Raw genomic sequence first — 25,911 nt, 5'->3', positions numbered from 1 at the left:
ATGATTTCTATACTGCGTACACCTGGAAAACTGTAGTTCTTTCCGTATGAACAGAAAAAACCCTCATCCCCCAGCCCCTTCTCCCAACTTTGGCAGAAGGGGAGCCGGAAAGAAGTCACTCTTCCCTTGTAGGGAGAGGGATTTAGGGTGAGGGCAAAAACTACGGTTCTCAAGATAGATGAGATTTATAGCAATCCTAAATAAGTCGTGAAAATCTCCAATTCCTCTCTCTGCGCTCTCTGCGTTTAATTTATTTTTACAAATGATTTAGGACTGCTATATATACTACTTGATAGTGAAATTCTTAGGACTTACGCAAAAAAGTTCTGAATTAGCGGTAATTCATGAATTACCGCTACGAAAAATCAGGTTTTTGAGACAATTTTGCGTAAGTCCTAACTCTTTGAAATGCTAATTATCCCCTGGCAAAAATCACTGGTATGAAGTAATAGAATTGATGAGCAAAATGTAACTTGGAACTGGTTATCTAGAATGATAAGATTTGATGAAGAAAAATATATTTTCCGGTTATGAAAAACCCTATCAAGTAATTGTAGTTATACAAAGACGGTTTTACTTTTTCCGTAGAACTGTAAGGCAAAATTATTTCTTCTTGAGGGCAACTAATGCAGGTCGTGTCGGCTAGAGATATTACAGAGCACAACCAGGCCCAAGAGGCTTTACAAATCAAAGAAAATACTCTGCGAAAACAAAGCCAGACGCTGGTGCAACTGGCAAGAAGCAAGACATTTCAGCAAGATAATCTCAATGGGGCCTTAAGGGAAATCACAGAAACTGCTGCTCGGACGCTTTTAGTAGAACGAGTTGGGGTATGGTTATATAATGAAGAACGTTCAAAAATTGAATGCATCGATTTATATGATCTGAGCACTAAGGAGCATACCTTTGGTAACTCGCTTTTAAAAACATATTATCCGGCTTATTTCCAGGCTTTAGAAGAGGAACATAGCATTGCCGCACATGATGCCAGAAACGATACAAGAACCCAAGAATTATCCGAGTCTTATCTTTCAGTTTTGGGCATCACATCCCTGCTGGATGCACCGATTTGGCTAGAGGGTCGTTTGGTAGGCGTAGTGTGTCACGAACACATAGGCGAAATTCGCCAATGGACTTTGGAAGAAGAGACTTTTGCTGGCTCGATTGCAGATTTTGTGACGCTGGCGATAGAAGCCAGTGAGCGAAACGTCGTACAAGAAGCACTCCGACAGAGTGAGGCGCAATTCCGGGCGATTTTTGAGCGTTCCTCTATCGGCATTGGACTTATAGATATGAAAGCGCAGATAGTCGATACTAATCTGGCACTGTGCGAGATTTTAGGATATGACCGAGAAGAACTATACGGCAAGCCCTTTACAGATTACATTTCTACACAAAGGGAGGATTTAAAACTTTACAAACAACTGATTTCAGGAATTCGCACAGACTTAAAAAGAACTTTGAGGGTCGGCTTCCAACCCTCCGAACATCAGGAACAGCTTGTCGAAAGACATCGCATTGAGATGGAAAGACGCTGCCTGCATCAAAATGGTAGCTTAGTTTGGACTCATATCTCTGTTTCTGTTATACCTGGCAGCAATGGTGAACCTGAGTTTTTTCTAGCGATGATTGAGGATATTACTGAACGCAAGCAAACAGAGTTGAAACTTCGTGCCTCTCAAAAAGCAGCAGAAGTTGCCAGTCGGGCAAAAAGTGAATTTTTAGCAACCATGAGCCATGAGTTGCGGACGCCTCTTAATGCGATTATGGGTTTGTCGCAGTTGCTACAACAAGAAATAGTTGGCTCACTCAATGAAAAGCAGAACGAATATGTAAATTCTATATATAGTAGTGGTGAACATCTGCTGGCACTGATTAACGATATCCTTGATTTATCTAAGGTAGAAGCAGGCAAAGAGGAACTGTTACTCTCACCTTTGACAGTGTCAGATTTATGTAATTATGCCATATGGACAGTGCGCGATCGCGCCTCAGAAAAGGGATTGCAACTCACACATGAAATTGACCTAGAAGCGGATATTTGTGTTGGTGATGAGCGGCGCATCAAGCAAATGCTACTTAATCTGCTCACCAATGCCATTAAATTCACCCCAGCCGGTCACGTATCGCTGGTAGTCAAAAAAGTACCGCAAGGGATAACGTTTACAGTTTCAGATACTGGAATTGGTATAGACTCAAGTCAGTTTCAATTTCTATTTGAACCGTTTAAACAGCTTGACAGTAGGTTAAATCGGCAGTATGAAGGCACTGGTTTGGGTTTAGCCTTGACACGCAAATTAGCGCGTTTGCATGGTGGAGATGTTACCGTGACATCGACTTTGGGAAAGGGTAGTCAGTTCACTCTGTTTCTACCAAATCCAGTGCATCCAGGAGATGGGGGAGATGAGGCAGATGAGACAGATGAGGGAGCAACTTTTTCCTTGTCCTCCTTGTTCTCCTCTTCCGCAGTCATTCCCACAAATAAAACTATTTTGCTTCTGGAAGAAGAGGAAAATACTGCCAAACTGTTGAAAGATTATCTCCACACAATTGGCTACCAAGTCAAGTGGATAGATAATGGGAACGACTTTTTGAAACAGGTGCAAAACCTCCAACCGGATTTAGTTTTTTTGGATTTGCAGTTAATTAGGGATGTTCGCATCTTAAATTTGCTGAATATCCTTAGACAAGAGCCTTATTGGGAAGATTTGCCGATTGTAATGATGACCTCTAGCGAACCTTTAGAAGAGGAAATTACCATGCTGCCAGGTAGTGCTAATGACTACCTAATTAAGCCAATTCGGATAGTCCAACTAGAGTCAATACTGATGCGATATTTGAGTTAATTGGTCATGAAAATACATTTTTTCATGACCAATTATGGAAAAAATATATAGGATGTTTTTACTTTGACTGGGATAATTTTTTTATCATTTTCACATGGGGAATACTGGCTTCTTCAAATATTTCTCCTTCTTCTACAAAATTCAATTTTTTGTATAAATCTTTCACATAAACTTGGGCAGAAATAACTACTTCTGGAATATTTTTGTTAGCTATCTGTTAGCTATCACTTGTAGGGCATTTTCCATAATTTTCTTACCAATCCCCTTCCCTCTAGCTGTAGACAAAACAGCAAGCCTTTCTATTTTGGCAGTTTGATCATCCAAATATCTAATTCTGGCAGTACCTACAACTTCCCCATTCAAATAAGCAATTAGATGATCAGATATTTCATCTTTACCATCAAATTCTAAAGCGGGATCTACCCCTTGTTCTTCTTGAAAAACTGATTTTCTAATTGCTTTTATTGCCGGAAATTCTTGAGGTAATTCAGCAACTTTTATAACTAAATTACTCATTAAAGTCTCTCTACGATTTCTATATCCAATAGGTAGGACACCTGCCAATACGGTTAAGTTAACGTTTTAATATTTTGAAGATCCCCCCAACCCCCCTTAAAAAGGCTTGCTCATAACTTTCTTTTACCCCCTTTTTAAGGGGGTCGCCGCAGGCGGGGGGATCTTAACCGAACCGTTTTGGGGCATATGCCCTACCTACTCTTGTAGTTTAATCTGCACCTTCAATTGGTGCAAAACCTTGGCGCTGAATATTTTCTGTAACCGCGCGTGGTTCCAGGAATTGCAGGAGGTAATCAGGGCCGCCTGCTTTAGAACCTACTCCAGAAAGTTTGAATCCACCAAAGGGTTGCCGTCCAACGATCGCTCCTGTAATATTGCGGTTAATGTACAAATTCCCAACTTCAAACTCTGTCTGCGCCTGCTGAATGTGCGAAGGCGTTCTAGAGTAAAGTCCGCCAGTCAAGGCGTAGTTTGTACCGTTAGCGACTGTTAACGCTTCCTGGAAATCTTTCACCCGAATTACCGCCAGTACAGGGCCAAAAATTTCTTGCTGGGAAATTACCGCATTTGGCGATACTTCACTAAAGATCACAGGCCCGATAAAATATCCTTGTTGGGGTGCTGGTAACTCCAACGCCACTTCTGCTTCTGCCTTACCTTTCTCAATATACTCGCGGATGCGATCGCGGGCATTAGCATCAATTACCGGCCCAACTTGTGTACTCGGTAACTCTGCTTCTCCAATGTTCAAGGATTTTGTCGCTTCCACCAAGCGTTGCACAAAGGTATCATAAATTGGTTGCAGCACGATCACCCTTGAGGCAGCAGAACATTTTTGGCCGCTGTAACCAAATGCCGATTGCACCACCCCCACAACAGCTTGGTCTAAATCAGCACTTTCATCGACAATAATGGCATTCTTGCCCCCCATTTCAGCAATCACCCGCTTCATATGCTTTTGTCCAGGTTTCAAAGTTGCCGCTTCTGCGTAAATTCGACAGCCGACTTCCTGGGAACCCGTAAAAGCAATTACATGAGTATCTGGATGATTTACTAAATAAGCGCCGACTTGCGAACCCCTCCCAGGTACGTATTGAAATACACCTTGGGGAAAACCAGCATCTACCAAGATTTCTGTGAGTTTCGCTGCAATCACAGAAGATGTTTCCGCAGGTTTGAGGAGAGTACAATTGCCTGAAACCAAAGCGGCAACGGTCATTCCACAAGCGATCGCTAGCGGGAAATTCCAGGGAGAAATTACTACTGCAATGCCTCGTGGCTGGTAAATATAACGATTAGTTTCACCAGCAATGTCGTAATTAACACCTTCATCTAATCGTTCTATTTCATCAGCGTAGTACCGACAAAAGTCTATCGCTTCAGAAACCTCTCCATCAGCTTCCTTAACTGGTTTCCCAACTTCCAAAACTATCCAAACTGAAAGTTCGGCGCGGCGTTCTTCCATCAAATCACCCGCTTTCCGCAAAATATCAGCGCGTTGTTTAGCTGGTGTTTTCTTCCAACCAGGAAAGGCCGCTTTGGCTGCTTGCATCGCCTGTTCCGCCTGTTCAACGCTGATTAATCCGACTTTACCAACTACCTCACTGAAATTGGAAGGATTCAGAGAATCAACAAATTCCGGCGTATTAACATACTCGCCATTAATCAGCGGTAAATAAGTTTTACCCAACTGTTGGCGAACGCTTTGGAAAGCTTGCGCCGTCTTCGTTCTCACCTCTTCCTCAGCGTAATCGGTATCAGCAGCACCAAGGAAATGAGAGTTGGGAGACGCGATTAATCGCGTCTGTACGTTCTCTTCTTTGACAATCGGCGGCGCTAATAATTCTTCAATGGGTCGATTTTCGAGATTTTGCCGTAAAAAAGAACTATTAGCGGTATTTTCCAACAACCGCCGAATTAAATACGCCATCCCAGGCAATAATTCTCCGTAAGGACAGTAAACTCTGACTCGATAACCCCTGTCAACTAACGCCTTTGCAACTTTATCCCCCATACCGTAGAGCACTTGTAATTCAAAGCGACGGCGAGGGACATTTAAACTTTCAGCGATGGCAATGGCGCGAGAGTGCGATCGCACATTATGGCTACCAATGGCAGAATACACATATTGATGATTTTCTAGTAATAACTGAGTGATGGTTTCAAAGTTAGCATCACTTGCCGCTTTCTCGTTGTAAACTGGCTGTGGCCAATGCTTCTGCGCTGCTTTGATAGTTTCCTGATCCCAATATGCGCCTTTCACCAAGCGGATTGTCAGGGGATAACCGCGCTGTTTCAACCAAGAAATTAGGTTTTTGGTATCTTGCTCACTATCACGCAGATATGCTTGAATTGTCATGCCAATATCTGTGCGTTGCCGAAACTCTTCTTCCAGTAATAGTTTTTTCAGGATGCTGAGAGTTATGTCCTTATAGGCATACTGTTCCATATCAAAATGCACAGCTGCGCCTAATTCTTTAGCACGACGTAAGAGAATCCGAATGCGATCGCTAACTCGCTCCTCACTACCTTTAGCATCTAAAGGGTCAAATTGAGAATAAAACGCCGTTAACTTCACAGAAACCTGAACTTTTGGGATGAGTTCGCCATCAGCCTCATCAATCGCCGGGATAGCTGTCCAATTCTTCGATGCTTCCACCAATTGTTGCATTAATTCTAGATAGCGTTCTAGATAAGACTGCGCTTCAGCTTCGGTAATCACCGCTTCACCAAGTAAGTCGATGGTGAAAGCCATTTTTTCTTTTCGCAGTCGTTCAACTGTTTTGATGACTTGTTTAATATTTTCCCCAGAAATATATTTATGAGCAAGAGTCTCAACCGCTGTGCCAACAGTTGTAGCAGCAACTTGTCCTGGCACAGAGTCAGGGTTAGCAAAATTTAGCATTCCCTTCAAAGCTGCCGGTAATTCTACAGACTCCTCTCCGAGATATTCTTGTAAATGTGAGGCAATTTCTGATTTACTGTGTAATGCAGGTAACGTATCTATAAAGCGAAATAGTTGCACCCGCAACCCAGGATTACTCATCGCCCAAGCTAGTAATTTATCATCCCAGCGCATTTGATCCCGCAGGGAAGAAAAAAACGAACGATTTTCCTGCGTTGCTGCTAGAAGTTGTTTAGCAATTTCTTGGGTTTTAGCTTCGTAGGTGCTTGTTTGTACTTGTAATACCACTGATAATAAACTCCGTTAATCAAGGCAAGGCTTTTTTTACAAAGCCTGTCTCTTCTATTTTGACGCTTTCATTTAGCTGTCACCATATCTAATGGTTTCCGAAGTTGAAATTGAAGCTGTGGCTTTTGACCATCAGAATTTTGGGGGACATGAATAATTCTGACTTTTCATGGTATCTAGAAAACCTCACTTCTATTTCTCTCTCCTTTTAGGAGCTACGGTGTACACACAAGTCGAAAAAAGCTCGATTTCTCATTTCTCCTTGTTCTCTCGTTCCCATGCAGAGCTAGGAATGGTTGATTAGAGGCTGCTGCCTCCAGTCAGATATTGAGTCAGAGACTCAATGAATGCATTCCTCATGCAGAGCATGGGAACGAGTCAAGCCTAATTCAAGCTAGGTTTTTAGGACTTGTGTATACACCGTAGCCTTTTAGGAGAGAGACTTTGAATTTTCCCCCTTCCCGACATGGGAAGGGGATTAGGTTTTTCGTGGGCTTTTGCACATAACCTGAATTGTCAGATGAATAATTGGGCACAAGAGAAGCATTTTCCCTTACCCCTTCTATGATTGCGTCTTCCGCCTGTCGTTTTAAGAGGATGTACTTATTTTTTCCAATACTAAGAATGGGTATACTGCCTCTATGCCTACAGAAAACTTTATGGATATTTTATTTTCTAACTGGCAACATACACTCCAACCCTTTGGCGTTGACCAGGTAGCGGCTGAGAAAGCCTTTAATCGCTTGGTTGCAGCTTACTCTACCCCTGGTCGCTACTACCATACACTAAAACACATTGATCACGTTCTGGGCACAATTGAGATTCTGCAAGGCTACACCAACAACCTAGCTGCTGTTCAACTAGCTGCCTGGTTTCACGATGTAGTGTATGACACTGAAGCTCAAGATAATGAAGAACGAAGCGCAGACTATGCTTTTGAGTTGCTGAGTAATTTGGGTATTCCAGAAAGTACTATAACCACTATTACGCATCTGATTCTGAACACTAAAGACCACCAAGCTGGGGTGGATGACTATGATAGCCAAGTTCTACTTGATGCAGATTTAGCGATTTTGGCTACTAACCTAGTCGAATATCCAGAATACGCCCATGCCATTCGCCAGGAGTATGGCTGGGTGGCAGAGGCAGATTATATCACAGGTCGTCGGCAGGTTTTAGAAAGATTTTTACAGCGATCGCGTATCTACTCTACGCCTTTAATGTTAGAGTTCGCCGAACCATCTGCCCGTGGCAATATCCAAAGAGAAATTCAATCTTTATTGTCTGGTTAGTTTGACTGTGGAGTGGGCATCTCGCCCGCCCATGATTACGGGCAGGCGAGACGCCCACCCCACAAGATGGGATAATTTATTTCTTGGAAATCCCTAAAGTTCAAGTCTGTTCCTCTTCGACTCGGAGAGGGACGGTTTTGCGTAGTAAAACCAGGGGACACTATATGAGCCGTCGAACTCAGTACCGCAGCTACCATCGGCTAGAAATTTTGAATTGCTTAACGTCTGCCACCGCCACGATGAGGCACTTCAGGCACTTCAGTATCTTCTAGCTTTCTTTTCGGTGCAAACACTTCCTGATGTTGTTGCTGCTGAATTTTTTCCTGTGCAAATCTTACACGGGTACGAACTCCCAAATCGGTATCTGTATCAAGCATTTGCTGAAGTTGATTTGTAATCCGCGACGCTTGATCAGGTAAAGTGACTGCTATTGCAATGGCTAGTGTTTCTAAACTCGTCACTGCCGCATAGCGCACTACCCACTCTGGATCTTGAGAAATTAATAATAGCGCCTCTAATACCTGAGTCTGAACAGATTCCACTTTCTCAGGCGGTACTTGATGCCAGCGCAAAGTGCCTAATCCCCTGGCAGCTGCCCGCCGCACACTTAAGGAAAAATCGGTTTTTGCTGCCTCGAACAAAGTATCGAGCGCCCGGACATCGCCAATTCCCGCTAAGGCACGAATAGCCCAGGCTCTAGCACCATAGTTGTAGTCATCAATTAGTTCCAATAGTGGCGGTACTGCGACTTCCCCGATCGCAATCAGTCCATCTACCGCCGCCACCGCCGCCCCTGGATTGTTGTAGCCCAAAGCTGCAATCAGAGTAGGAACAGATTCCTCTATACCAGCTGCTGCTAACTCTTGAACTGCGTCTGATAAGCGCTCTGACGAGTCTGCTTCTTCTACAGCCCGGATCAATATTTGGGCAAGCTCACTGTTATTCATAATAATTTTTCATGGGTCATTAGCTGTCAGCCAATTGTAGCTGAAGTTATCCGTAATTAACATCATACATAAACCCCCTAGCCCTGATTTTGTAGTTGGGCTGGGGGTTTATGTGTAGTAAACATTTTGTTGTAACGTATTAATGACAACTTATTATCTAGAATTTATGACTACAACAGCGAGTCCATCAAATTCATCACTTTAATCGCACCTGCTGAAAAAGTGATTGCTGCTGTGTGGTTAACTTGATATTCTAGTAATCCTTTAAGAGAAATTAACTTTAGGCTATTTTCGGCAAGAGTCTGGGCGATCGCATCTGCTGCCGGTAGATATCCAATCGCTCCTAAATCTGCTAACACGGCTCGACGCAATTGCAATTTCTCACCTGCCAAAGCTTTTACCAACCGTTCTCCATAAACTGGTTTTTGGGTTAATTGATACATAGCTCGTGCGGCAGCATATTGCACCAATTCGATTGGATGCTCTAAGAATGGCTTTACCAAAGGGATGAACTCAGTCGCCCTCAAACTTCCCAAGGCTTCTAAAATGGCTTCGTAGGGTTGAGATAAATCAGGCTGCTTTGATGTAAGCTGCTCTCCCTGCAAACCTACTGCTAATAGCTTGATTAGGGCGGGAATACAAACCGGATCACCCAGCATTTCTAAGGATTGTGCCGCCGCTTCCCGCACATAAAAATCTGAGCAGTCTAAACACCCAATTAAAGGTGATATTGCCTGGCGATCGCCTAGTTTTCCTAAGGCTCTAGCTGCATTCCGTCGCAGAGGATATCCGCCTTCTGGTGTCCTGTCGGCTTCATCCTCTAAAGCTTTGATCAGTCCTGTAACCGCAGCTGTTTCACCTATCCGAAATCTACCCAACCACCAGGCAGCATAAAATCGCAAGCCTAAATCTCTACTTTCAAGATTAGCGATCGCTTGCTCTACTGTTAAAGATTCACCGTCGGTAAAGTCAACTGTCGGTGATAAATCTTCAAATTTCTGCGGACTGGAATTCATTAGGAAGAAGGAGGAGCGCTTTGTTCGCTATCTGTTTTAGCCTCAGCGTTCAATGGCTGAATACTAACTATTTTGCCACCTAAGCGAGTAATCCTCTGCATTTCTTGATTCATCCGGTTCTCAGGTACTGTGAAAAACACGGTGGCACTTGAACGGATCGGATAGTTAGTTTTTTCGGTTTCTTCACTTTGGCGTAGACCGACTACTTCATACCGGAAGTAACGACTACTAGTTCTACTACTAATTTGTCCAAGCATAAATCACTTCCAAATTTAAAATTTTCAATAGTCATTAATAATGACTATTGACTATTGACTATTGACTATTGACCATTGACACTAAAGTGGCTTCACACTGGCTATTTTACCACCTTGTTTTACCACTCTCTGGAAGTAACTAGATAGTTCTTCATAAGGTATAATCACCGCTTGATTAACACGGCGAGTGCTAGGATATCCAGCGCCAAAAACGCCTGCCACTTCAATGCGGTAGAGTCTGCCTTCTTTACCAAATGTTCCTGCACCACCGAAAGTACTGTTGGGGGTAACGCCTTTTTCGGAAGCAACGTATGAAAAGCCGGAGGGGCCACCAGATGGAGGAACAACGATAGATGCACTATTGCGACCTAGTTCGCTAGCAAGGCGGGAGGACTTGCCTTTGAGTTGGGAAGTATCGCTACTAGCATAACCGCGATAAAGTTGGAATATCCGGCTAAATCCTACAGTTTTCTGTCCTGTTTGGGTTTTAAAGCCGCGATAGTAAGGCACAATATTTTCACCAAAGCTAGATTGATACTCTGGCGAATCAATATAAGAATCAATGTCGGCTTCATATCCCTTGCTTTGATACAAGTCTAAGTGATAGACGACATCAGACTCATCATAGGGGGCACGACCCAACAAGTGTTTATAGTTAAGTTCGATGACGCGAGTTTGGAAATTGTCGTAGAAAAACTTGGATTTGTACAGTTCTGATTTAGCTACTTGACGCACAAACTCTTGCACCGTATTTTTTCCATCGCGCAAGATGGATTCAGCACTTATCAGGCGATCAGATGCCAATATGTAGTTGTTGCCCAACACCTGACGATAGACGGCAGCAATTACTCTCTCTATGTCTTCTTTGCTTGCATTTGGACGCAATTCTACAGGAGCCTGATCACTAAAAGGCTCTGTCCCCAGACGGGACGCTGCTGTTGTAATAGCCATTGATAATTTTCCTTTTGTAATTGGTAGTTGGGAAAAGTTAGGAGTTAGGAGTTAAAAGTTAGGAGTTAAGAGTAGGCGTAGAGTTAGGAATTCAAAACTCCTCACTCTTCACTCCTCACTCCTCACCCCTCACTCACAACTTCTAACTCCTCACTTAATTCCCGATTCCCTATTTATACGGACGTAATGCTAAGAACCTTACTGCCCTTGCGATTCAACTGCTGCAATTTACTAGAAAGTTGCTCGTAGGGTACGATCAATTCCGCAGTACCCCGCCGCACTACGGTTGAATTCGGAGAAGCTGCTTGTAGCACTCTGATGCGATATGTTTCCCCGCGACCACCTGTAGAGAGTCCGGTTAAGGCTCCGGCGGAGACTGGATAAATGGGTGAAGCTAGATTCTTAGCCACTTCCCAGGTTAGCCGTCCTTGTTTTTGTCCTTGAGCGCGATCGCTATTGGCATAACCCCGATATAGTTGGAACAGTCGGCTATATCCAACATTTTTCTGTCCTACTTGACTTTTAAAGCCTCGATAGGAGGGCACAATATTTTCGCCAAAACTCTCTTGATATTCTAATGAGTCAATGTAGGAGTTAATTTCAGCTTCGTAACCTTGTGAGTTGTAAAGCTCAACATGGTACGAAATTTCTGACTCATCTTCCGGGGCACGCCCCAATAAATGCTTATAATTCAACTCGATAAACCGAGTTTGCGAATTGGAGGAAAAAAACTTATCCCGATAGAGTTCCGATTGAGCAATGGCTTGCACAAATCCCCGAACTGAGATTGCACCTTGCTGCAAAAGTGATTCTGCACTCTCCAGACCCTCTCCTTCTAGGAGGTATGCATTACCCAAAACCTGACGGTAAGCCGCCCGGATAATCACTGCCACGTCCGCTTCTGTTCTATCGGGACGTAGTTCTACCGGTGTTGAGTTTTCAAATGCTCCAATTCCTAATCTTGCTGCTTGTCCCAAAGCTGCCATCTTTAAAACCTCCTCAGTTTTAACTGCAAAACTGAAAACTTTTTAGAAAAATTTTTTCTCGTCTTTTAACAGTCTTTTGAAAATAAAACTGCCCGGAGAGGTAAACAACTCATAGAACTTACTTGTCATAAGAGCTGATTTCCTCTCCGGGCTAAAGAAACACTCTAGCTTAGAGTATTGATTACATAGTCGATGTAGGAATTTGCTTCAACAGCTGGATCACCGCTTAGACCGTGGTTAGCTTTGATGTACTTGAGGGCTTCAATGTACCAGCTAGGAGATAGATCAAAAGTCCGGTTGATTTCAGCCAAGCCAGAAATCAAGAAGTCATCCAAGGGGCCTGTGCCACCAACAACTAAAGCGTATGTGATAATCCGCAAGTAGTAGCCGACATCACGAACACACTTGCCTTTGCCGCGTGCATCAGCCGCGAAGTTGGGGCCTTGTTGTTGAGTGGTGTAAGGGAACTTGTTATACACCGCTTGAGCAGCACCTTCGGTCAAGCGTTGAGCATTAGCGCTCAATGCTTTTGCTGCTTGTAAGCTAGCTGGCGCTTGGCGGAAGCGACCAAAAGCAACTTGAATTTCGGTGCTGCTGAGGTAGCGACCTTGAGAGTCAGCTGATGCAATTGCTTCAGTTAGAGGTGTTTTTGTCATTTTGGTATTTCCCTTTTACAAACTTTTGGTTGAAATTTTGTTTTGTCCTATGGACAATATCTCAGTCAATAGCAGAAATATCTGCCTTAAGCTACTGCTGAAGCAGCACGATCAAAATAGCTAGCTATTTCAGATGCTAAAGCGCTGCAATCGCCTCTGGTGATGTTATTTGTGTCGTTGACAATGGCCAGGGAAGCTTGTTTCAGCTTTTGAATACCAACAGCAACTGAAGCTCCTGGAGTTCCCAATGCCAAGTAGGTTTCCCGCAAACCATTGAGGGCACGGTCATCTAGCACGCTGGAATCGCCAGCAAAGATTGCATAGGTGATGTAGCGAAGAATGATGTCCAAGTCTCTGATGCAAGCAGCAGCACGACGGCTGGTGTAAGCATTACCACCGGGAGTGATCAATTGGGGTTGTTCTGCCCACAAATCACGAGCCGCAGCAGCAACAAGAGCTGACGCATTGCTGGTAATCCGGTTAACAGCATCTGCACGCTTGTTACCATCTTTGACTAGTTCGCTCAATGCATCCAATTGTGCATCGGAGAGGTATTCCCCACGTGTATCAGCTTGGGAAACTACTTTTGCAAATGCATCTAAAACCATTACCTTAAATCTCCTAGATTTGCTTGGTTAAGAATAATTGGACTCAAAACTGAACGATTCAGTTTTTTTGATGTCAGCACTGCCTGACGAGTTACGAAAGGTTTAAAACAGACATCCAAGGAATAAGTTTACGATCTCCAGGCTTTCAGATTAAAACTTTTGTTAGAAAACTTCAAACTTCTGTGAATGACTGGAAAACCTGATTAAGATGTTGTTTTTTACTTCCAAGTTCTCTTTATACAATGCTGCCGCATCATTATTTATTACAAATTATTGTTATGTTTGTTAATTTCGTTTACATAACTTAATACTCTGATTTCTTAGTTTATTTGAGAAGTTAGTACAGCACGGCGGAAATAACTATTCAGTTGAAAAAGGCTAAAAAACCGATGAAACAAGCAGTATTTTTTATGCTTTTTGGCACTAAGTATCTACGCTGATACGGGGATCTTCGAGTGCTCAACACGCTAACCGAACCGGAGTGAATTCTCTCCACCCCAAAAGATGGGATAGTTTCTGGGAAATCCCTTAAAGATGCGACGCCGAACAGCCCGCCGCAGGCATCGCATCATTAATTTGTGTAGTATTGGCTACTTCCTCGCTTCTGCCAAACACACTGCCAAGGGCACGCGCCATGTTTTGCGGGGGTTAACGGGATTAGGGTTTCAGACTTCGGTGCGTAACACTCTTTTATTACTCTGAAAAAATAAAATATTTGTAGGTTGGGTTGAACATTCGTGAAACCCCAACAAAATCGAGAATTTTTGACTTGGGTTTCGTTCCTCAACCCAACCTAACCCTAGATTTATAGAAACTAGTGACAACAAAGGTTTCTGATTTTTATCTGGTGAGAGTCATAGAAGAGGGGTAAGTCTTAATTTGAATTTTGGCTGAGTAGTACTGAAATATGTAGTGCATCTATGTTGATTTTGTAGCATCTACTCCATCTCAGTATTTCTGTGAGTTTTCCTAGATTGAAATACAAAGCTGTCTAAAACGCTCTCAATTGTAAAATTGCAGGATTCACGAACCAAAGAAAAAAGACTTGATTTTGGAGGAATTTCCATGATATAGGACTCCGATTTGATTTCTGAAAACATACTGAGACTGAAAAGCCCGTTTGATCAGGGTTTTATCTGAAATCTTGTTCAAAAATCAGATATGAGTCCTATAGTCTGCGTTCAATCATTAAATACGGTTAATCGATAAATTTATCATAGTATAGAATTACCCAGTGTGTTTGTCACTTTGCTTTCCTCATAGTTAATGGAAACGGAAATCACCTCTTATGGTAAAAGACTGGTTTGAATGGCACGATCTCTACAAGAACGAACCGAAATTGCAACAACGCCTGCAAATTGTGCAGGAATACATTTCCTATAGCTTGAATTTGTCCCAACCAGGGTTAATCCGTGTAGTAAGTGTTTGCGCCGGCGATGGACGAGATTTGCTAGGAACGCTATCAAATCACCCACGAGCAAAAGATGTTTATGCCCGACTCGTAGAGCTAAATCCCCAACTAGTTGAACGTGGACAACAAACAATAGAATCGTTGGGTTTGACAAAACAAATTGAGTTTATCAATGGTGATGCAACTATTTCCTCTAACTATGTAGGAGCAGTACCAGCAGACATTGTGATTGTATGCGGTGTATTCGGCAATCTCGCAGACGAACCTGAACTCAATCGCTTGCTGGCAAACCTGAGTTTTCTCAGCAAACAAGGTGCTTTTGTGATTTGGACTCGTGGACACTCTCAGGGTATTCCCCACTCAGAGACTGTTCGGAAATTTTTCCGTGAATATGGATTTGAAGAAGTGAACTTCAAACTGACTGCAACAGGAGACATGGGAGTAGGTATTCATCGTTACCTTGGTGAAAGTTTAGCTGCACCTAAAGAGCAACAGTTGTTCGCGTTTACTGGTGTTCCAAGTAAAGCCAGGTAAATAATGCCTCTAAAACTTTCCTGACAAAAAACTTATGGTCGCTACAGTTAAATCTCAGTATATAAACATCTTTCGCCGTTGCACGGGGCTTTTACCACCTGGGCTGTTAACCTTGGCAACTTCGTTAACATTAGTTAGTTGCACAGCCGAAAGGCAAAAAGCTCAAACCCTATCTTCTGCTATAAATGTATCTGATACCAATTCATCTGGAATCAAGACCAAAGTACTTCGCATGGGGTATCAATCAGCAGGCGATTTGGTCAGAATAACTAAAGTATTAGAAAAGCGTCTGGAACCTCTGGGAGTAAAGGTCGAGTGGGCACAATTTGTCCAAGGGCCACAACTGATGGAAGCGATGAATGTCGGCAAAATCGATTTGGGTTCTGTTGGGGAAACCCCACCCATTTTTGCCCAAGCTGCTGGCGCTCAAATCGTTTACGTTGTTGGTTCCCGACGCACTGAAAAAACGGGCATATCAAGTGTGATAGCTGTCCCACCAAATTCTCCCATTAAGACCGTCAAGGATCTCAAGGGACAAAAAATAGTCTTTCAAAAAGCTTCTGCGTCTCATTATTTCGTCTTCAGAACATTGGAAGATGCAGGTTTGAAACCTAGCGATATTAAAATTTTGAGTATACCCACCGTAGAAGCTAGTAGTGCTTTTCTAGAAGGAAAAATTCCCGTTTGGCTGGCTAGCGATCCCTATTTGGCTCTGGCTGAAAAAGCAGGTAAGATCCGAGTGATCAAAACTGCCCAAGGACTTGATACCCCTGGTGCATACTATATTGGTGCGAGGCAATTTGCGAGTGACAATCTAGGAGTGCTACGGATAGTGATTGAGGAGATTGATAAAATCCAGCGCTGGGCTGAGGCACATCCCCAAGAAACAGCAAACCTAATCGCACCATACCAAAAACTACCTCCAGACATTATGCAAACGGTAGTTAGCCGCCGTACATACGGATTAAGAGCTATTTCCCCAGAGTTAATTAAAGACCAACAACGAGTTGCAGATTACTTCTATAAATATGGAGTCCTTCCTAAAAAAATCAATATTCAGGAGGCTGTGTTGACACCTGAACAATATGCTGCAATTACTCCAGAATCAATTAGCCAAAAGTAGCTTGAAGGGGCAAAAGCCAAATGCAATCTTTTGCAATGCTAATGCGTTGGCTTGCATTGTTAATGCAATTCTCTAATCAAATTTATCTTGTAAAACAATACGCTTGGGTTAAGAAGAAAAGTAGGTTGAGGTTGAGCAACAGCGAAACCCAACATCCTTAGGACTTTGTTGGGTTTCGTTCCTCAACCCAACCTACATCAGTTTTAGTTTTTAGCCTTAACCCAAGCGTATTGTCTTGTAAAAACTCTATAATCCGCTTAAATGCTTGCGGGTCTTGGTAGAGAAAGCGATGACCACCCTTGAAGAACTCTAAATAAGCACCTGGTATCTGTTTGTGTATTGCCTCAAGATTGGCAGGAGGAGATATGCCATCGTAAAGACCGCCGCAGATATAAACGGGAATATCCAGCTGAGAAAGTCGATTATAGGTATCATGAGCAGCACGAGCCTCAAGCTGCCGAAGACGCCCAACTTGACGACTTGGTTCGTCTGCACCCTCTTTAGAAGCCGCTAGTGTCAGCTTCACTAGTTCCTCAAATTGTGTAGTTTGGCTAGAGAGCCAAGCCTCTTCTTGCCAACGGGTATCAGTAACTGTTATCTGCCGACGAGCCACTTCTTCACTAGGGAGGTTCACGAGTTCGTGCAGTGGATATGACGACCCACCAGCACCGCCACTGCTACTACACGCCAAAACAAGACGTTTAACGCGGTGCGGATAGCGTAGGGCCAACTCTTGAGCTACCATACCCCCAAAGGAAATCCCTATGACATGGCACTTCTCCCACCCGACTGCATTTAGCAAAGAGTCCGCATCAGCGGCGTAATCTGCTACGGTGTAGGGAAAATTGGGTTTCGAGGTTTGGCCAAGACCGCGCTGATCGTAAGCCAGGATTTCAAAGTGTGGGGCTAGCGGTGAGTCAAAAATAGTAGGCAAGCGGCGCAAGTCACCTCCAGTACCACTGATACTAAGCAGGCGTTGACCTGTGCCACGAATCTCATAATACATTTGCAAATCACGAACAGATACAAATGGCATGAGTATTTTTCCTGATGAATTTCGCAGAAGTTAGCTGAGGGAACTGTCGCGATATCTCTGAAGAAGTATCTTTTTTTAGCTCTTACCGGATCTTCTTGGGTCTATTCCAGGGCAATCATAATTAGGACTTACGCAAAACTACACGCTGTAGGGGCAATTCATGAATTGCCCCTACGGGAAATCAGGGCTTTCACTGCCTTTTTGCGTAAGTCCTGATAATGATTAGAGCGGGCGTAGGCGTAGCTCGGCGCAGGCATCGCCCGCTCTAAATATGTAGCATTTACTACCTACTAATTCCTACCAAACACACTGCCAAGGGCACGCGCCATATTTTGCGGTTGCATTGCGTCCATTGCGGCGGTGGGTTCGTAGCCGCAGTGAACCATACAATCAGCACACTTGGGATTACCACTCTTCTGGCCATATTGACTCCAGTCAGTTTGTGCGAGTAATTCCTTGAAGGTAGAGTAATAACCTTCGTTCAGCAGATAGCAAGGTTTTTGCCAACCGAGAACGCTATAACTAGGGCTACCCCAAGGCGTGCATTCATAGTCCTTCTCACCAGTGAGAAAATCTAGGAACAGCGGATTGTGATTGAAGTTCCAGTTTTTTTCACCAGCTTTCAAGGGAGCCAGAATTTCGCGGAAGAGGGCGCGTGTTTGTTCTCGGTGGAGAAAATGATCTTGATCTGGTGCCCACTCGTAACTGTAGCCGGGAGAAATCATCATCCCGTCAGTATTTAGTGTTTCTACAAAGTCGAAGAACTCTTGCATATCTTTGGGTTGGGTACCCTCAAAGATAGTCGTGTTAGTGGTGACACGAAAGCCTTTAGCTTTAGCGGCGCGAATAGCTTTGACAGCAATATCAAAAACACCTTTGCGATCGACACACTGATCGTGCAATTCCCGCATCCCATCTAAATGCACGCTAAAAGTCAGGTAAGGGGAAGGTTGAAATTTATCCAGGCTCTTTTCTAACAACAAACCATTAGTACACAAGTAAATATATTTCTTGCGCTCAATTAATCCCTGAACAATCTCATCAATCTGAGGATGCAGCAGAGGTTCTCCCCCAGGAATTGAGACAACCGGTGCGCCGCACTCTTCCACTGCGGTAAAGCATTGTTCTGGGGTGAGATTTTGCTTTAAAATTTCCTTGGGATGTTGGATTTTACCACAACCAGTACAGGCTAGATTACACCGAAAAAGAGGCTCCAACATTAATACTAAGGGGAAGCGTTTACGTCCTTTTAAACGCTGAGTAACAAGATACTTCCCAATATCCATAGCTTGTTGTAGATTAACTGCCATTGTTGCGATCGCTCCTCTTTTAGATATAAAAACACCACAGTCATTGTCGGTCTACCCAGATGTGCGCTCCTAGTGCGTATTGCATCGACTTCTCATTTGATTGCAATACAATGCACCCCACCCCGCATTTGCTGAAGCAAACGCTCCCCTCCCCGCAGGCGAGGAGGGATTGGGGGTGTGGCCATGTGAATGAATCGCTAAATTTCTCATTTGACGTAACCCTGAGCAACAAACCAATCCACAGCATCTTTGAGTGCTGCCTTCAGCGAAGATTGGGGTAGACCCAACTCTTGTACAGCCTTTCCAGCATCATAATACATAGGTTGTTTTGCCATCCGAACGCCATCCAATGGCACTGAGGGCGATTTACCCAAGGGTGCGAGAATCTTTTCATCAATCCAGGCAACACTAAGGGGCAACCAAGCGGGTACTGTTCGTTGAGGTGCTATCAAACCAGTGATATCGGCGAGTTGTTCGAGTAGTTCCTTGAGACTTAGGTTTTGATGACCTAAGATATAGCGATCGCCTGATTTACCTCGCTGTAAAGCTAGTAAATGCCCCCATGCCACATCCCGCACATCGATAAAATTTAGACCAGTATCTAAGTAAAAGGGCATTTGCCGTCGCAAAAACCGTAAGATTATATCACCCGTGGGGGTAGGTTTGATATCCAATGAGCCAATGGGGCTGCTGGGATTGACAATAACTACCTCCTGACCTGTAGCAACGGCTTGCATAGCTTCTTGTTCAGCCATAAACTTAGACTTTTTATAGTCACCCACCAACTTTTCTAAGGGACTCTGATGTGTTTCATCGACGACTTGACCAGATGATCCTACCCCAATTGCTGCCACTGAACTCGTGTAGACGGTGCGCTCAATGTTAGCTTTGCGAGCTGCTGCTAACACATTGCGCGTACCCAGGACATTATGACGATGCAGTAATTCTCGGTCTGATTGCCACAAAGAATAATGGGCTGCCACATGAAATAGGTATTGACAACCAAGCATCTGTTGCCAGAGATTTGGTGAATTTAAATCACCTTTGACAATTTCCACCTCCAAACCGCGTAAATTCTCCAAATTGCTGCTTGAGCGTACCAGTGCTTTGACTGTGTAACCCTGTTGCAGCAACAACCGTACCAAATGGGCACCAATAAAACCCGTACCCCCCGTGACAAATACTTGCATCAAGCTGTCCCCCTCTTCTGAAATCGGGGAAACCAATCATCCAAAATGGTGTAAACTACTGGCACAACAATCAAGCTGAGGATAGTAGAAGTTACTAGTCCACCAGCGATCGCTACGGCCATAGGCGATCGCAATTCCGAACCCGCACCAAAACCTAAGGCGATCGGTAGCATCCCTAAGATAGTGGAGGCAGTGGTCATCATAATTGGTCTGAGGCGCACTATTCCAGTATTGAGAATCGCCTCAGTACGGTCTAAGCCAGCATTGCGTAACTGATTGATGAAATCCACAAGTAAAATAGCATTTTTATTTGCCAGCCCTAGCAAAAAGACGAAACCGATCAATGAGATCATGCCAAAGTCGCTCTTGGTGACTAGTAGCGCCAACATTGCCCCCACTAGTGCCAAAGGCAAAGAGACACCAATAACCAGAGGGTCTACCCAGCTTTTGAACAGCAAAATTAGTACTATGACAATACACAAGGCAGATAGAGCTAGAGTAGTGCCGAAACTACCAAAAACTTCATCTTGACGGGCAGAGTCTCCTCCTAAATTTAAGGAAACATTAGAGGGTAACACGGCGTTTGCTTCAGCTACCACTTTGTCAGTGGCATCACCCAAGGACAGATTTTTGCCAAGATTAGCACTGATGTAGGCTACGCGCTGATTATTCAGACGCTCGATTTGAAAAACTGTGCCCTGTGGATTCGTTTCACCTGTAACTGTGACATCAGCGAATCCCGGTAGCCTCTGAATCCTTTCTTTAATCGCTTTGACTGCTTTGCTCAGAGCTTGGAGATTATCACCTTGCAATGCTATTTGCAGGGGTTTTTGACCGCCGGAATCGACAAATTGAATATCTTCAACACTAGTAGTTACCCCAGAAAGGACAGGTAAGTTGGAGCGCAATTGGTCTTGTAGTTCTCCAGTTGTGATTGTCCGGTTTTCCTTTAACTTTACATATAGTGTGCCTTTGTTCGGCTCACCCTCACGAGAACCAACAGTGGTAAAGACCGTTTCAACTGCCGGTGATTTTCTGACTACATCTTCTAGTTTTTTAGCAACCTCAAGAGAATCGTTTAAAGGATTGGGGATTGGGGATTGGGGATTGGGGATTGGGGACTGGGGACTGGGAATATTGCTCCCTTGTTCTTCTTGTCCCCCTCTGCCTAAATCGGGCATACTCGGCAAAGGAGCCGTATAAGCAATATTAAATTCGCCGCGATCGAGTTTGGGAATAAACCCTTTGGGAATTAGTGGAATCAGTGCTATACCTGCGATGAAGCTGAGGACAGCTAACCCGATAACTATCTTGCGGTGATTCAAAGACCAACTCAGCAAGTTTCTGTAAGATTGAGCAAATGCTACCCAGCTTTTTGCTTCCCGACGCGGGGAGAGCGAGGATTTAGGCTTCAGCCAATAGATAGCCAGAACTGGAGATAAAGTCCGAGCAACTAGCATCGAAGCAAGCATCGCCGCTGAAACAGTGATGCCGAAAGGCTTGAAGAACTGACCGATTACACCACCCATCAAACCGATGGGCAGAAAAACTGCTACTGCTGTCAAAGTGGCGGCGGTGACTGTCAACCCAATCTCATTTGTCGCTAAAAGCGCCGCTTGGCGAGGAGTTTCCCCATCTTCAACGTGTCGCATGATGTTTTCCACATCCACGATCGCATCATCAACAATACTACCAATCACCAAAGCTAAAGCCAGCAGGGTGATTGTCTCCAGGTTAAAGCCGAAAATTGCCATGACGATAAACGTCGCCAAAATAGACGTAGGAATCGCCAAGGCAGAGATGAGAGTTGCCCGCCAATTCCACAAAAAAGGAAAAATTACCACTATCGACAAGACGACTGCTTCCAGCAAAGCATCGATTGTTGACTGGGTGGCTTGGCGGATATATTCTGCTTGGGTGGCAGCTAAGGTGAGTTTGACATCCTTGAGGGTAGAGCGTAGCCTTTGAACTTCTTTCTCAACCTGACTCACTACTTCCAAGGTGTTAGCGTTACCGCGTTTGATTACCTGAAATGCGAGTGCATCTTGACCGTTAAACCGCACTAATGTTGCCCCACTTTGCGGGACTGCTGCACTAGTATTCGCTGGATTTAAAGGAGGAGTTGCAGTAGCAGCGCCTAGTAGTGAGACTTTCAGGACTCCTGGTAGTTTAGCGATCGCACTCACAATCTCATCTTGCGCCAACTTCGTCAAATCTTTGAGATTCCGCGTCGGACTCTCTATGGCATAGCTAATGGCGGCTGACTCGTTTAGATTCAGGGGAATAATTTTGTCAGTTGCTCCCTGAGGCAAAGTCAACTGCTTGAGGGCAGTTTCAACCTTTTTGGTCGATGTTTCTAAATTCGTCCCAACAGCAAAAGAAAGGCTAACAGCAGTTTGACCAGGATAGGTGGATGAGCGGATATCTTCCAGTCCTTCTAGAGAGCGGAGGCGTTCTTCCAAGGGTTTGGTGAGCTTCGCCTCTGTATCCAGAGCAGTTGTCAGGGGAGCTGTAGCATTCACAACCACCACTGGAAAGGTAATATCTGGAAACAAGGCATACTTAAGGGAACTGAAAGCGAGAACACCAGCTACCGTTACGGCAATCCAAAAACTCACCGTCAGCCACGAAAATTGAATCGCCAATTTGGAAATATTGAAGATTTCTCGTGCGGATTTGGAGTTATGAAGCTTTACCATCTTGGAAAATTATCGTGTGGGTGACACAATTATTTAGTTATGCTACTGCAATCACCTTCGGTTTGCGAGTTTTGGTCACCACCATACGGCAATATTACTTATTGTCACTCAGATGTGGCAAAATTTTTAATCCAGAATGGAACTTTAGAAATGAAAGTTGGTTCTGTCGAGCATAAGGAATTTTTCTGTCGGAGTTTTACAAACTGCGACGCCGTTAGCGAGTATTCGAGCGTCATAGCACGTCGTAGACATCGCTCTCCAAGGTAGAGAAGAATTACGCCACGCTCACCTATTTATACCCAAACGTAAACTTGAAACTGTCGAGAGGGCTAGTGCCTAATTTTTTGCCCATCAACACAATTCTGGTACCTCAGGGAGCAGAATATAAAGCTGTCTGTCGCGGATTAAGCGGCGTTACTGGTTCCATCCCAACGGTAGTAGCCATACCTGTAGGAATGAAGCCTTTACTTAAATATCTGCAACAATCCCCAGAAAATGGACAATTTCTAGCTTCAAAATCCAGGGTGTTGATTATGGGTATATGTGGCAGCTTGAGCGATCGCCACACAGTTGGTGATATTGTGCTGTATCAAGATTGTGTCTATCAGGGTAAGCAGCAAGAATGCGATCGCAATTTTACAGAACAATTGCACTCTTTTTTATCACAAAAAGGGTCATTAGTCAAGGCATTGACAAGCGATCGCCTCATTTGGTCTGCTGCTGAAAAACGCCGTTTAGGTGAGACTTTGGCGGCTGATGTTGTTGATATGGAAGGATTTACCGCCCTAGAGTTTTTCAATGCAGCTGGGGTGGCCGTGGCAATGCTGCGAGTAGTCAGCGACGATTGTCAGCATAATATCCCTGATCTCACATCAGCAATTAACTCTGATGGCTCCCTAAACCCTTTTCCTTTAGCGATGGGAATGCTTCGACAACCCCTTGCTGCGACTCGGCTGATTCGAGGTTCATTAACAGCATTAAAGGTGTTAGAGCAAGTTACAAATCTCCTCTTTTCTGGCAATAAGCTAGAATAATTTGTTGCAGAATTAACGTGAGTTTAACAAACCTCTGCCTGCCTTGAACGAAAGTTCAAGTCTGTCACTCTCCGACTGGCGAGAGGGACGGTTTTGCGTAGTAAAACCAGGGAGAGGTTTCTTCAGTCGAAATTTGTGAAAAGGAACCACAGATAAATATCAATATATATCAATACGGTTGGGTTAAAGCCAAAAACCAAAACCAGCGTAGGTTGGGTTTCACTTCCCTACGGGACGCTGTTCGCGAACGTTCAACCCAACCTACAACTATCCTTAACCCAAGCGTATTGCAATATATATCTGTAGTTACTTTTGCTTTTATATCACGTAAAAAGAAACTAATAACTAAGATTAATGTAATAATTAATACAAATAAGTTTTAGTGTGAAATTATTTGTGAAATAAGTTTTACAGAAACTTTATCGTTATAGATATTAAGTAGAAACCTATATTGGGAAGGATAATATATAACCTTATCAGGGTTGGGTTCCATGAGAGCTAATTCTACTGGATTGTGAATGAAAAATACTCTTTTGTGAGGATAGCTCGGAACTAATTTGCCAACTACCGAACAGAATTTATGAAGCTCGATCACAAGCTCTACCTGTACTCGTTCTTAGCTCATTTCGGATGGCTTAAGAAAAGTTACACAGCTAAAATCATGTTGGTGGCATTTTTAGGCACTCACGTACCACTTCTGACTTTACTCTTAAGTTTCATCATCTCAAACTCCTATTCCTTGGAGATGGCGGCGCGAGTTATGATCGTTGCTTTGTTGGCTACGTTAGCGGGTACGGCCGCTACCCTCTACGCGCTACATCACCTCCTCAAACCGGTTATTTTGACATCTGCTGCATTGCAAAACTATCTGAACACCAAAACCCTACCTGAATTGCCCACAGAATTTGCTGATGAAGCGGGTACATTGATGGCGGATACTTCACAAACTCTTCACAAATTAGATCAGTTAATTCACTACATCACTAATTATGATGATCTAACTGGATTGCCCAATCGTGATTTATTCTGCGATCGCCTCCAGCAGACTCTATCCCAACCTGAAAACAACCAGCGCCTTGTTGCTGTTTTTTTGCTGAGTATTGATGATTTCACTGGTATAAGTCATGGGTTGAAGCATCAGACAACAAATTTGTTGTTAAGAGCAGTTGCTCAGAGGTTATCAACCTGCATAGCGCAAACAGATATTCTTGCCCATTTGAGGGGAGATGAATTTGCCATTGCCCGCATGGACATTGTTTCTTTTGAAAGTGTGATTAAGCTATCTCAGCTGCTATCGAGTACCCTGAGCAAACCCTTTTCTGTAGAGGGTAACTTGATTCATATCACCGCCAGCATCGGCATCACAATTAATGGACTAAATGATCGTAATAGCGTAGATCAACTCTTGCAACAGGCTCACATGGCACTGTACCAGGCGAAGCAGAAAGGGCGTAGCCAATACCAATTTTATTCGCCGGAAATTAATGCTCAGTTGCAAGAGCGACTGACCTTAGAAAATGAATTACATGGAGCGCTTGAGCGCCGCGAAATGCTGGTTTATTATCAACCTCTGATTGATTTACACAGCGGACAAATTACAGCTATGGAAGCGTTGATTCGCTGGCAACATCCTACATTAGGTTTCGTTTCTCCAGCAAAGTTTATTCCCATTGCAGAAGCCAATGGTTTGATCGTACCAATTGGTGAATGGGTTTTGCGAACTGCTTGCGCCCAAAACCGTGCTTGGCAGCTTGCTGGATTTACCCCAATTCGGATATCTGTGAATCTGTCAGCTCGACAGTTTGAACAAGCAAATCTGGTTGAAATCGTCAGCCAAATTCTTGAGGAGACTGGACTCAAAGTATCTTACCTGGAATTAGAAGTGACAGAAAGCTTCTTGATGGCTGACATGGAGCGATCAGTTAAAACTTTAAAACAATTACGAGAACTGGGTATATGGTTGGCTCTAGACGACTTCGGCACCGGTTATTCCTCCCTCAACTACTTGAAGCGTTTTCCTGTGAACATGCTCAAGATTGATCAGTCATTTGTACAGGATGTCATGTCTAATCCTGATAGCGCCGCCGTCACTGATGCCATCATTGCCCTGGCAAAGAGCCTCCGGTTAAACATCACGGCAGAGGGTGTGGAAACCCAAGAACAGCTTGACTACCTGAAAATGCAGGGATGTCATGAAGGTCAGGGTTTCTACTTCAGTTGTCCTGTTCCCGCTGATGTAATTGCCCCGATGTTGCAGAAAAGTTCTCAGCAGATGGAGAAAATTGCAGCATAGGTGGATGCCTAAG

Annotated in this window: 18 protein-coding genes and 1 pseudogene; 6 read left to right on the top strand and 13 right to left on the bottom strand. The window is 43.9% G+C overall.

Annotated features, from left to right (window positions below):
- Positions 1–626 precede the first annotated feature (626 nt).
- Positions 627–2,846: a hybrid sensor histidine kinase/response regulator gene (locus V7K30_RS02080; RefSeq protein WP_334996634.1), complete on the top strand. Its 2,220-nt coding sequence runs from the start codon at positions 627–629 to the stop codon at positions 2,844–2,846.
- Positions 2,847–2,904: 58 nt separating this feature from the next.
- On the opposite strand, the pseudogene V7K30_RS02075 reads toward V7K30_RS02080, so the two are convergent.
- Positions 2,905–3,362 (bottom strand): annotated as a pseudogene (locus V7K30_RS02075) (GNAT family N-acetyltransferase).
- Positions 3,363–3,570: 208 nt separating this feature from the next.
- Positions 3,571–6,555, bottom strand: coding sequence for an L-glutamate gamma-semialdehyde dehydrogenase (gene pruA, locus V7K30_RS02070; RefSeq protein ID WP_334996631.1), 2,985 nt, complete (start codon positions 6,553–6,555; stop codon positions 3,571–3,573).
- A 641-nt stretch (positions 6,556–7,196) separates the two neighbouring features.
- Here pruA and V7K30_RS02065 point away from each other — a divergent pair.
- Positions 7,197–7,847, top strand: coding sequence for an HD domain-containing protein (locus tag V7K30_RS02065; RefSeq protein ID WP_334996629.1), 651 nt, complete (start codon positions 7,197–7,199; stop codon positions 7,845–7,847).
- A 218-nt stretch (positions 7,848–8,065) separates the two neighbouring features.
- Here V7K30_RS02065 and V7K30_RS02060 read toward each other — a convergent pair whose 3' ends face one another.
- The 7 genes from V7K30_RS02060 to V7K30_RS02030 all read right to left on the bottom strand — a co-directional run bounded on the left by V7K30_RS02060 (position 8,066) and on the right by V7K30_RS02030 (position 13,268).
- Positions 8,066–8,794 carry a HEAT repeat domain-containing protein gene (locus V7K30_RS02060; protein WP_334996627.1) on the bottom strand — a complete coding sequence of 243 codons (729 nt, stop codon included), beginning with the start codon at positions 8,792–8,794 and terminating at the stop codon, positions 8,066–8,068.
- A 170-nt stretch (positions 8,795–8,964) separates the two neighbouring features.
- Entirely contained in the window at positions 8,965–9,810 is an 846-nt protein-coding gene (locus V7K30_RS02055; protein WP_334996625.1) for a HEAT repeat domain-containing protein, read from the bottom strand.
- On the bottom strand, positions 9,810–10,067 hold the full coding sequence (locus V7K30_RS02050; protein ID WP_334996623.1) for a phycobilisome linker polypeptide: 258 nt from the start codon (positions 10,065–10,067) through the stop codon (positions 9,810–9,812). Before V7K30_RS02050 ends, V7K30_RS02055 begins: the two co-directional genes overlap by 1 nt.
- An 81-nt stretch (positions 10,068–10,148) precedes the next feature.
- Positions 10,149–11,018: a phycobilisome linker polypeptide gene (locus tag V7K30_RS02045; RefSeq protein WP_334996621.1), complete on the bottom strand. Its 870-nt coding sequence runs from the start codon at positions 11,016–11,018 to the stop codon at positions 10,149–10,151.
- Between the two features lie 173 nt (positions 11,019–11,191).
- The gene (locus V7K30_RS02040; protein ID WP_334996619.1) at positions 11,192–12,004 is read right to left on the bottom strand and encodes a phycobilisome linker polypeptide; all 813 of its coding nucleotides are present in this window, start codon (positions 12,002–12,004) and stop codon (positions 11,192–11,194) included.
- A gap of 164 nt (positions 12,005–12,168) precedes the next feature.
- A complete protein-coding gene (cpcA, locus tag V7K30_RS02035) occupies positions 12,169–12,660 on the bottom strand; it encodes a phycocyanin subunit alpha (protein ID WP_334996617.1) in 492 nt (163 codons plus the stop codon).
- An 86-nt stretch (positions 12,661–12,746) separates the two neighbouring features.
- Entirely contained in the window at positions 12,747–13,268 is a 522-nt protein-coding gene (locus tag V7K30_RS02030) for a phycocyanin subunit beta (RefSeq protein ID WP_334996615.1), read from the bottom strand.
- Between the two features lie 1,288 nt (positions 13,269–14,556).
- Between V7K30_RS02030 and V7K30_RS02025 the strand changes: the two genes are divergently transcribed.
- Positions 14,557–15,213: a class I SAM-dependent methyltransferase family protein gene (locus V7K30_RS02025; protein WP_334996613.1), complete on the top strand. Its 657-nt coding sequence runs from the start codon at positions 14,557–14,559 to the stop codon at positions 15,211–15,213.
- A gap of 34 nt (positions 15,214–15,247) precedes the next feature.
- Complete coding sequence (locus tag V7K30_RS02020; RefSeq protein WP_334996611.1) at positions 15,248–16,336, top strand: aliphatic sulfonate ABC transporter substrate-binding protein; 1,089 nt, start codon at positions 15,248–15,250, stop codon at positions 16,334–16,336.
- 157 nt (positions 16,337–16,493) lie between these two features.
- Here V7K30_RS02020 and V7K30_RS02015 read toward each other — a convergent pair whose 3' ends face one another.
- The 4 genes from V7K30_RS02015 to V7K30_RS02000 all read right to left on the bottom strand — a co-directional run bounded on the left by V7K30_RS02015 (position 16,494) and on the right by V7K30_RS02000 (position 22,571).
- Positions 16,494–17,372 (bottom strand): alpha/beta fold hydrolase, encoded by an 879-nt coding sequence (locus V7K30_RS02015; RefSeq protein WP_334996609.1) that lies wholly within the window; start codon positions 17,370–17,372, stop codon positions 16,494–16,496.
- Positions 17,373–17,662: 290 nt separating this feature from the next.
- Positions 17,663–18,682 (bottom strand): adenosyl-hopene transferase HpnH, encoded by a 1,020-nt coding sequence (hpnH, locus tag V7K30_RS02010; protein ID WP_334996607.1) that lies wholly within the window; start codon positions 18,680–18,682, stop codon positions 17,663–17,665.
- A 206-nt stretch (positions 18,683–18,888) separates the two neighbouring features.
- Positions 18,889–19,872: a hopanoid-associated sugar epimerase gene (gene hpnA / locus V7K30_RS02005; RefSeq protein ID WP_334996605.1), complete on the bottom strand. Its 984-nt coding sequence runs from the start codon at positions 19,870–19,872 to the stop codon at positions 18,889–18,891.
- On the bottom strand, positions 19,872–22,571 hold the full coding sequence (locus V7K30_RS02000; RefSeq protein ID WP_334996603.1) for an efflux RND transporter permease subunit: 2,700 nt from the start codon (positions 22,569–22,571) through the stop codon (positions 19,872–19,874). The genes hpnA and V7K30_RS02000 overlap by 1 nt, the downstream gene beginning before the upstream one ends.
- Positions 22,572–22,903: 332 nt before the next feature.
- Here V7K30_RS02000 and V7K30_RS01995 point away from each other — a divergent pair, with 332 nt between their 5' ends.
- Both V7K30_RS01995 and V7K30_RS01990 read left to right on the top strand, forming a co-directional pair.
- The gene (locus tag V7K30_RS01995; RefSeq protein WP_334996601.1) at positions 22,904–23,605 is read left to right on the top strand and encodes a 5'-methylthioadenosine/S-adenosylhomocysteine nucleosidase family protein; all 702 of its coding nucleotides are present in this window, start codon (positions 22,904–22,906) and stop codon (positions 23,603–23,605) included.
- 580 nt (positions 23,606–24,185) lie between these two features.
- Positions 24,186–25,898 carry a putative bifunctional diguanylate cyclase/phosphodiesterase gene (locus V7K30_RS01990; RefSeq protein ID WP_334996599.1) on the top strand — a complete coding sequence of 571 codons (1,713 nt, stop codon included), beginning with the start codon at positions 24,186–24,188 and terminating at the stop codon, positions 25,896–25,898.
- The last annotated feature ends 13 nt before the right edge of the window (positions 25,899–25,911 follow it).

It is taken from the genome of Nostoc sp. (assembly GCF_036917655.1).
GTDB lineage: Bacteria > Cyanobacteriota > Cyanobacteriia > Cyanobacteriales > Nostocaceae > Nostoc.
The sequence above is the reverse complement of the archived record's forward strand: the minus strand, read 5'-3'. Positions and strand labels throughout refer to the sequence as shown.

What these genes read in the sequence shown, in the direction of transcription:
- V7K30_RS02025 (WP_334996613.1), top strand. Translation starts at nt 14,557, where the DNA reads ATGGTAAAAGACTGGTTTGAATGGCACGATCTCTACAAGAACGAACCG.
- cpcA (WP_334996617.1), bottom strand. Translation starts at nt 12,660, where the DNA reads ATGACAAAAACACCTCTAACTGAAGCAATTGCATCAGCTGACTCTCAA.
- V7K30_RS02080 (WP_334996634.1), top strand. Translation starts at nt 627, where the DNA reads ATGCAGGTCGTGTCGGCTAGAGATATTACAGAGCACAACCAGGCCCAA.
- V7K30_RS02015 (WP_334996609.1), bottom strand. Translation starts at nt 17,372, where the DNA reads ATGCCATTTGTATCTGTTCGTGATTTGCAAATGTATTATGAGATTCGT.
- V7K30_RS01990 (WP_334996599.1), top strand. Translation starts at nt 24,186, where the DNA reads ATGAAGCTCGATCACAAGCTCTACCTGTACTCGTTCTTAGCTCATTTC.
- V7K30_RS02030 (WP_334996615.1), bottom strand. Translation starts at nt 13,268, where the DNA reads ATGGTTTTAGATGCATTTGCAAAAGTAGTTTCCCAAGCTGATACACGT.
- V7K30_RS02020 (WP_334996611.1), top strand. Translation starts at nt 15,248, where the DNA reads ATGGTCGCTACAGTTAAATCTCAGTATATAAACATCTTTCGCCGTTGC.
- V7K30_RS02065 (WP_334996629.1), top strand. Translation starts at nt 7,197, where the DNA reads ATGCCTACAGAAAACTTTATGGATATTTTATTTTCTAACTGGCAACAT.
- V7K30_RS02050 (WP_334996623.1), bottom strand. Translation starts at nt 10,067, where the DNA reads ATGCTTGGACAAATTAGTAGTAGAACTAGTAGTCGTTACTTCCGGTAT.
- hpnH (WP_334996607.1), bottom strand. Translation starts at nt 18,682, where the DNA reads ATGGCAGTTAATCTACAACAAGCTATGGATATTGGGAAGTATCTTGTT.
- V7K30_RS02045 (WP_334996621.1), bottom strand. Translation starts at nt 11,018, where the DNA reads ATGGCTATTACAACAGCAGCGTCCCGTCTGGGGACAGAGCCTTTTAGT.
- V7K30_RS02055 (WP_334996625.1), bottom strand. Translation starts at nt 9,810, where the DNA reads ATGAATTCCAGTCCGCAGAAATTTGAAGATTTATCACCGACAGTTGAC.
- V7K30_RS02040 (WP_334996619.1), bottom strand. Translation starts at nt 12,004, where the DNA reads ATGGCAGCTTTGGGACAAGCAGCAAGATTAGGAATTGGAGCATTTGAA.
- V7K30_RS02060 (WP_334996627.1), bottom strand. Translation starts at nt 8,794, where the DNA reads ATGAATAACAGTGAGCTTGCCCAAATATTGATCCGGGCTGTAGAAGAA.
- V7K30_RS02000 (WP_334996603.1), bottom strand. Translation starts at nt 22,571, where the DNA reads ATGGTAAAGCTTCATAACTCCAAATCCGCACGAGAAATCTTCAATATT.
- hpnA (WP_334996605.1), bottom strand. Translation starts at nt 19,872, where the DNA reads ATGCAAGTATTTGTCACGGGGGGTACGGGTTTTATTGGTGCCCATTTG.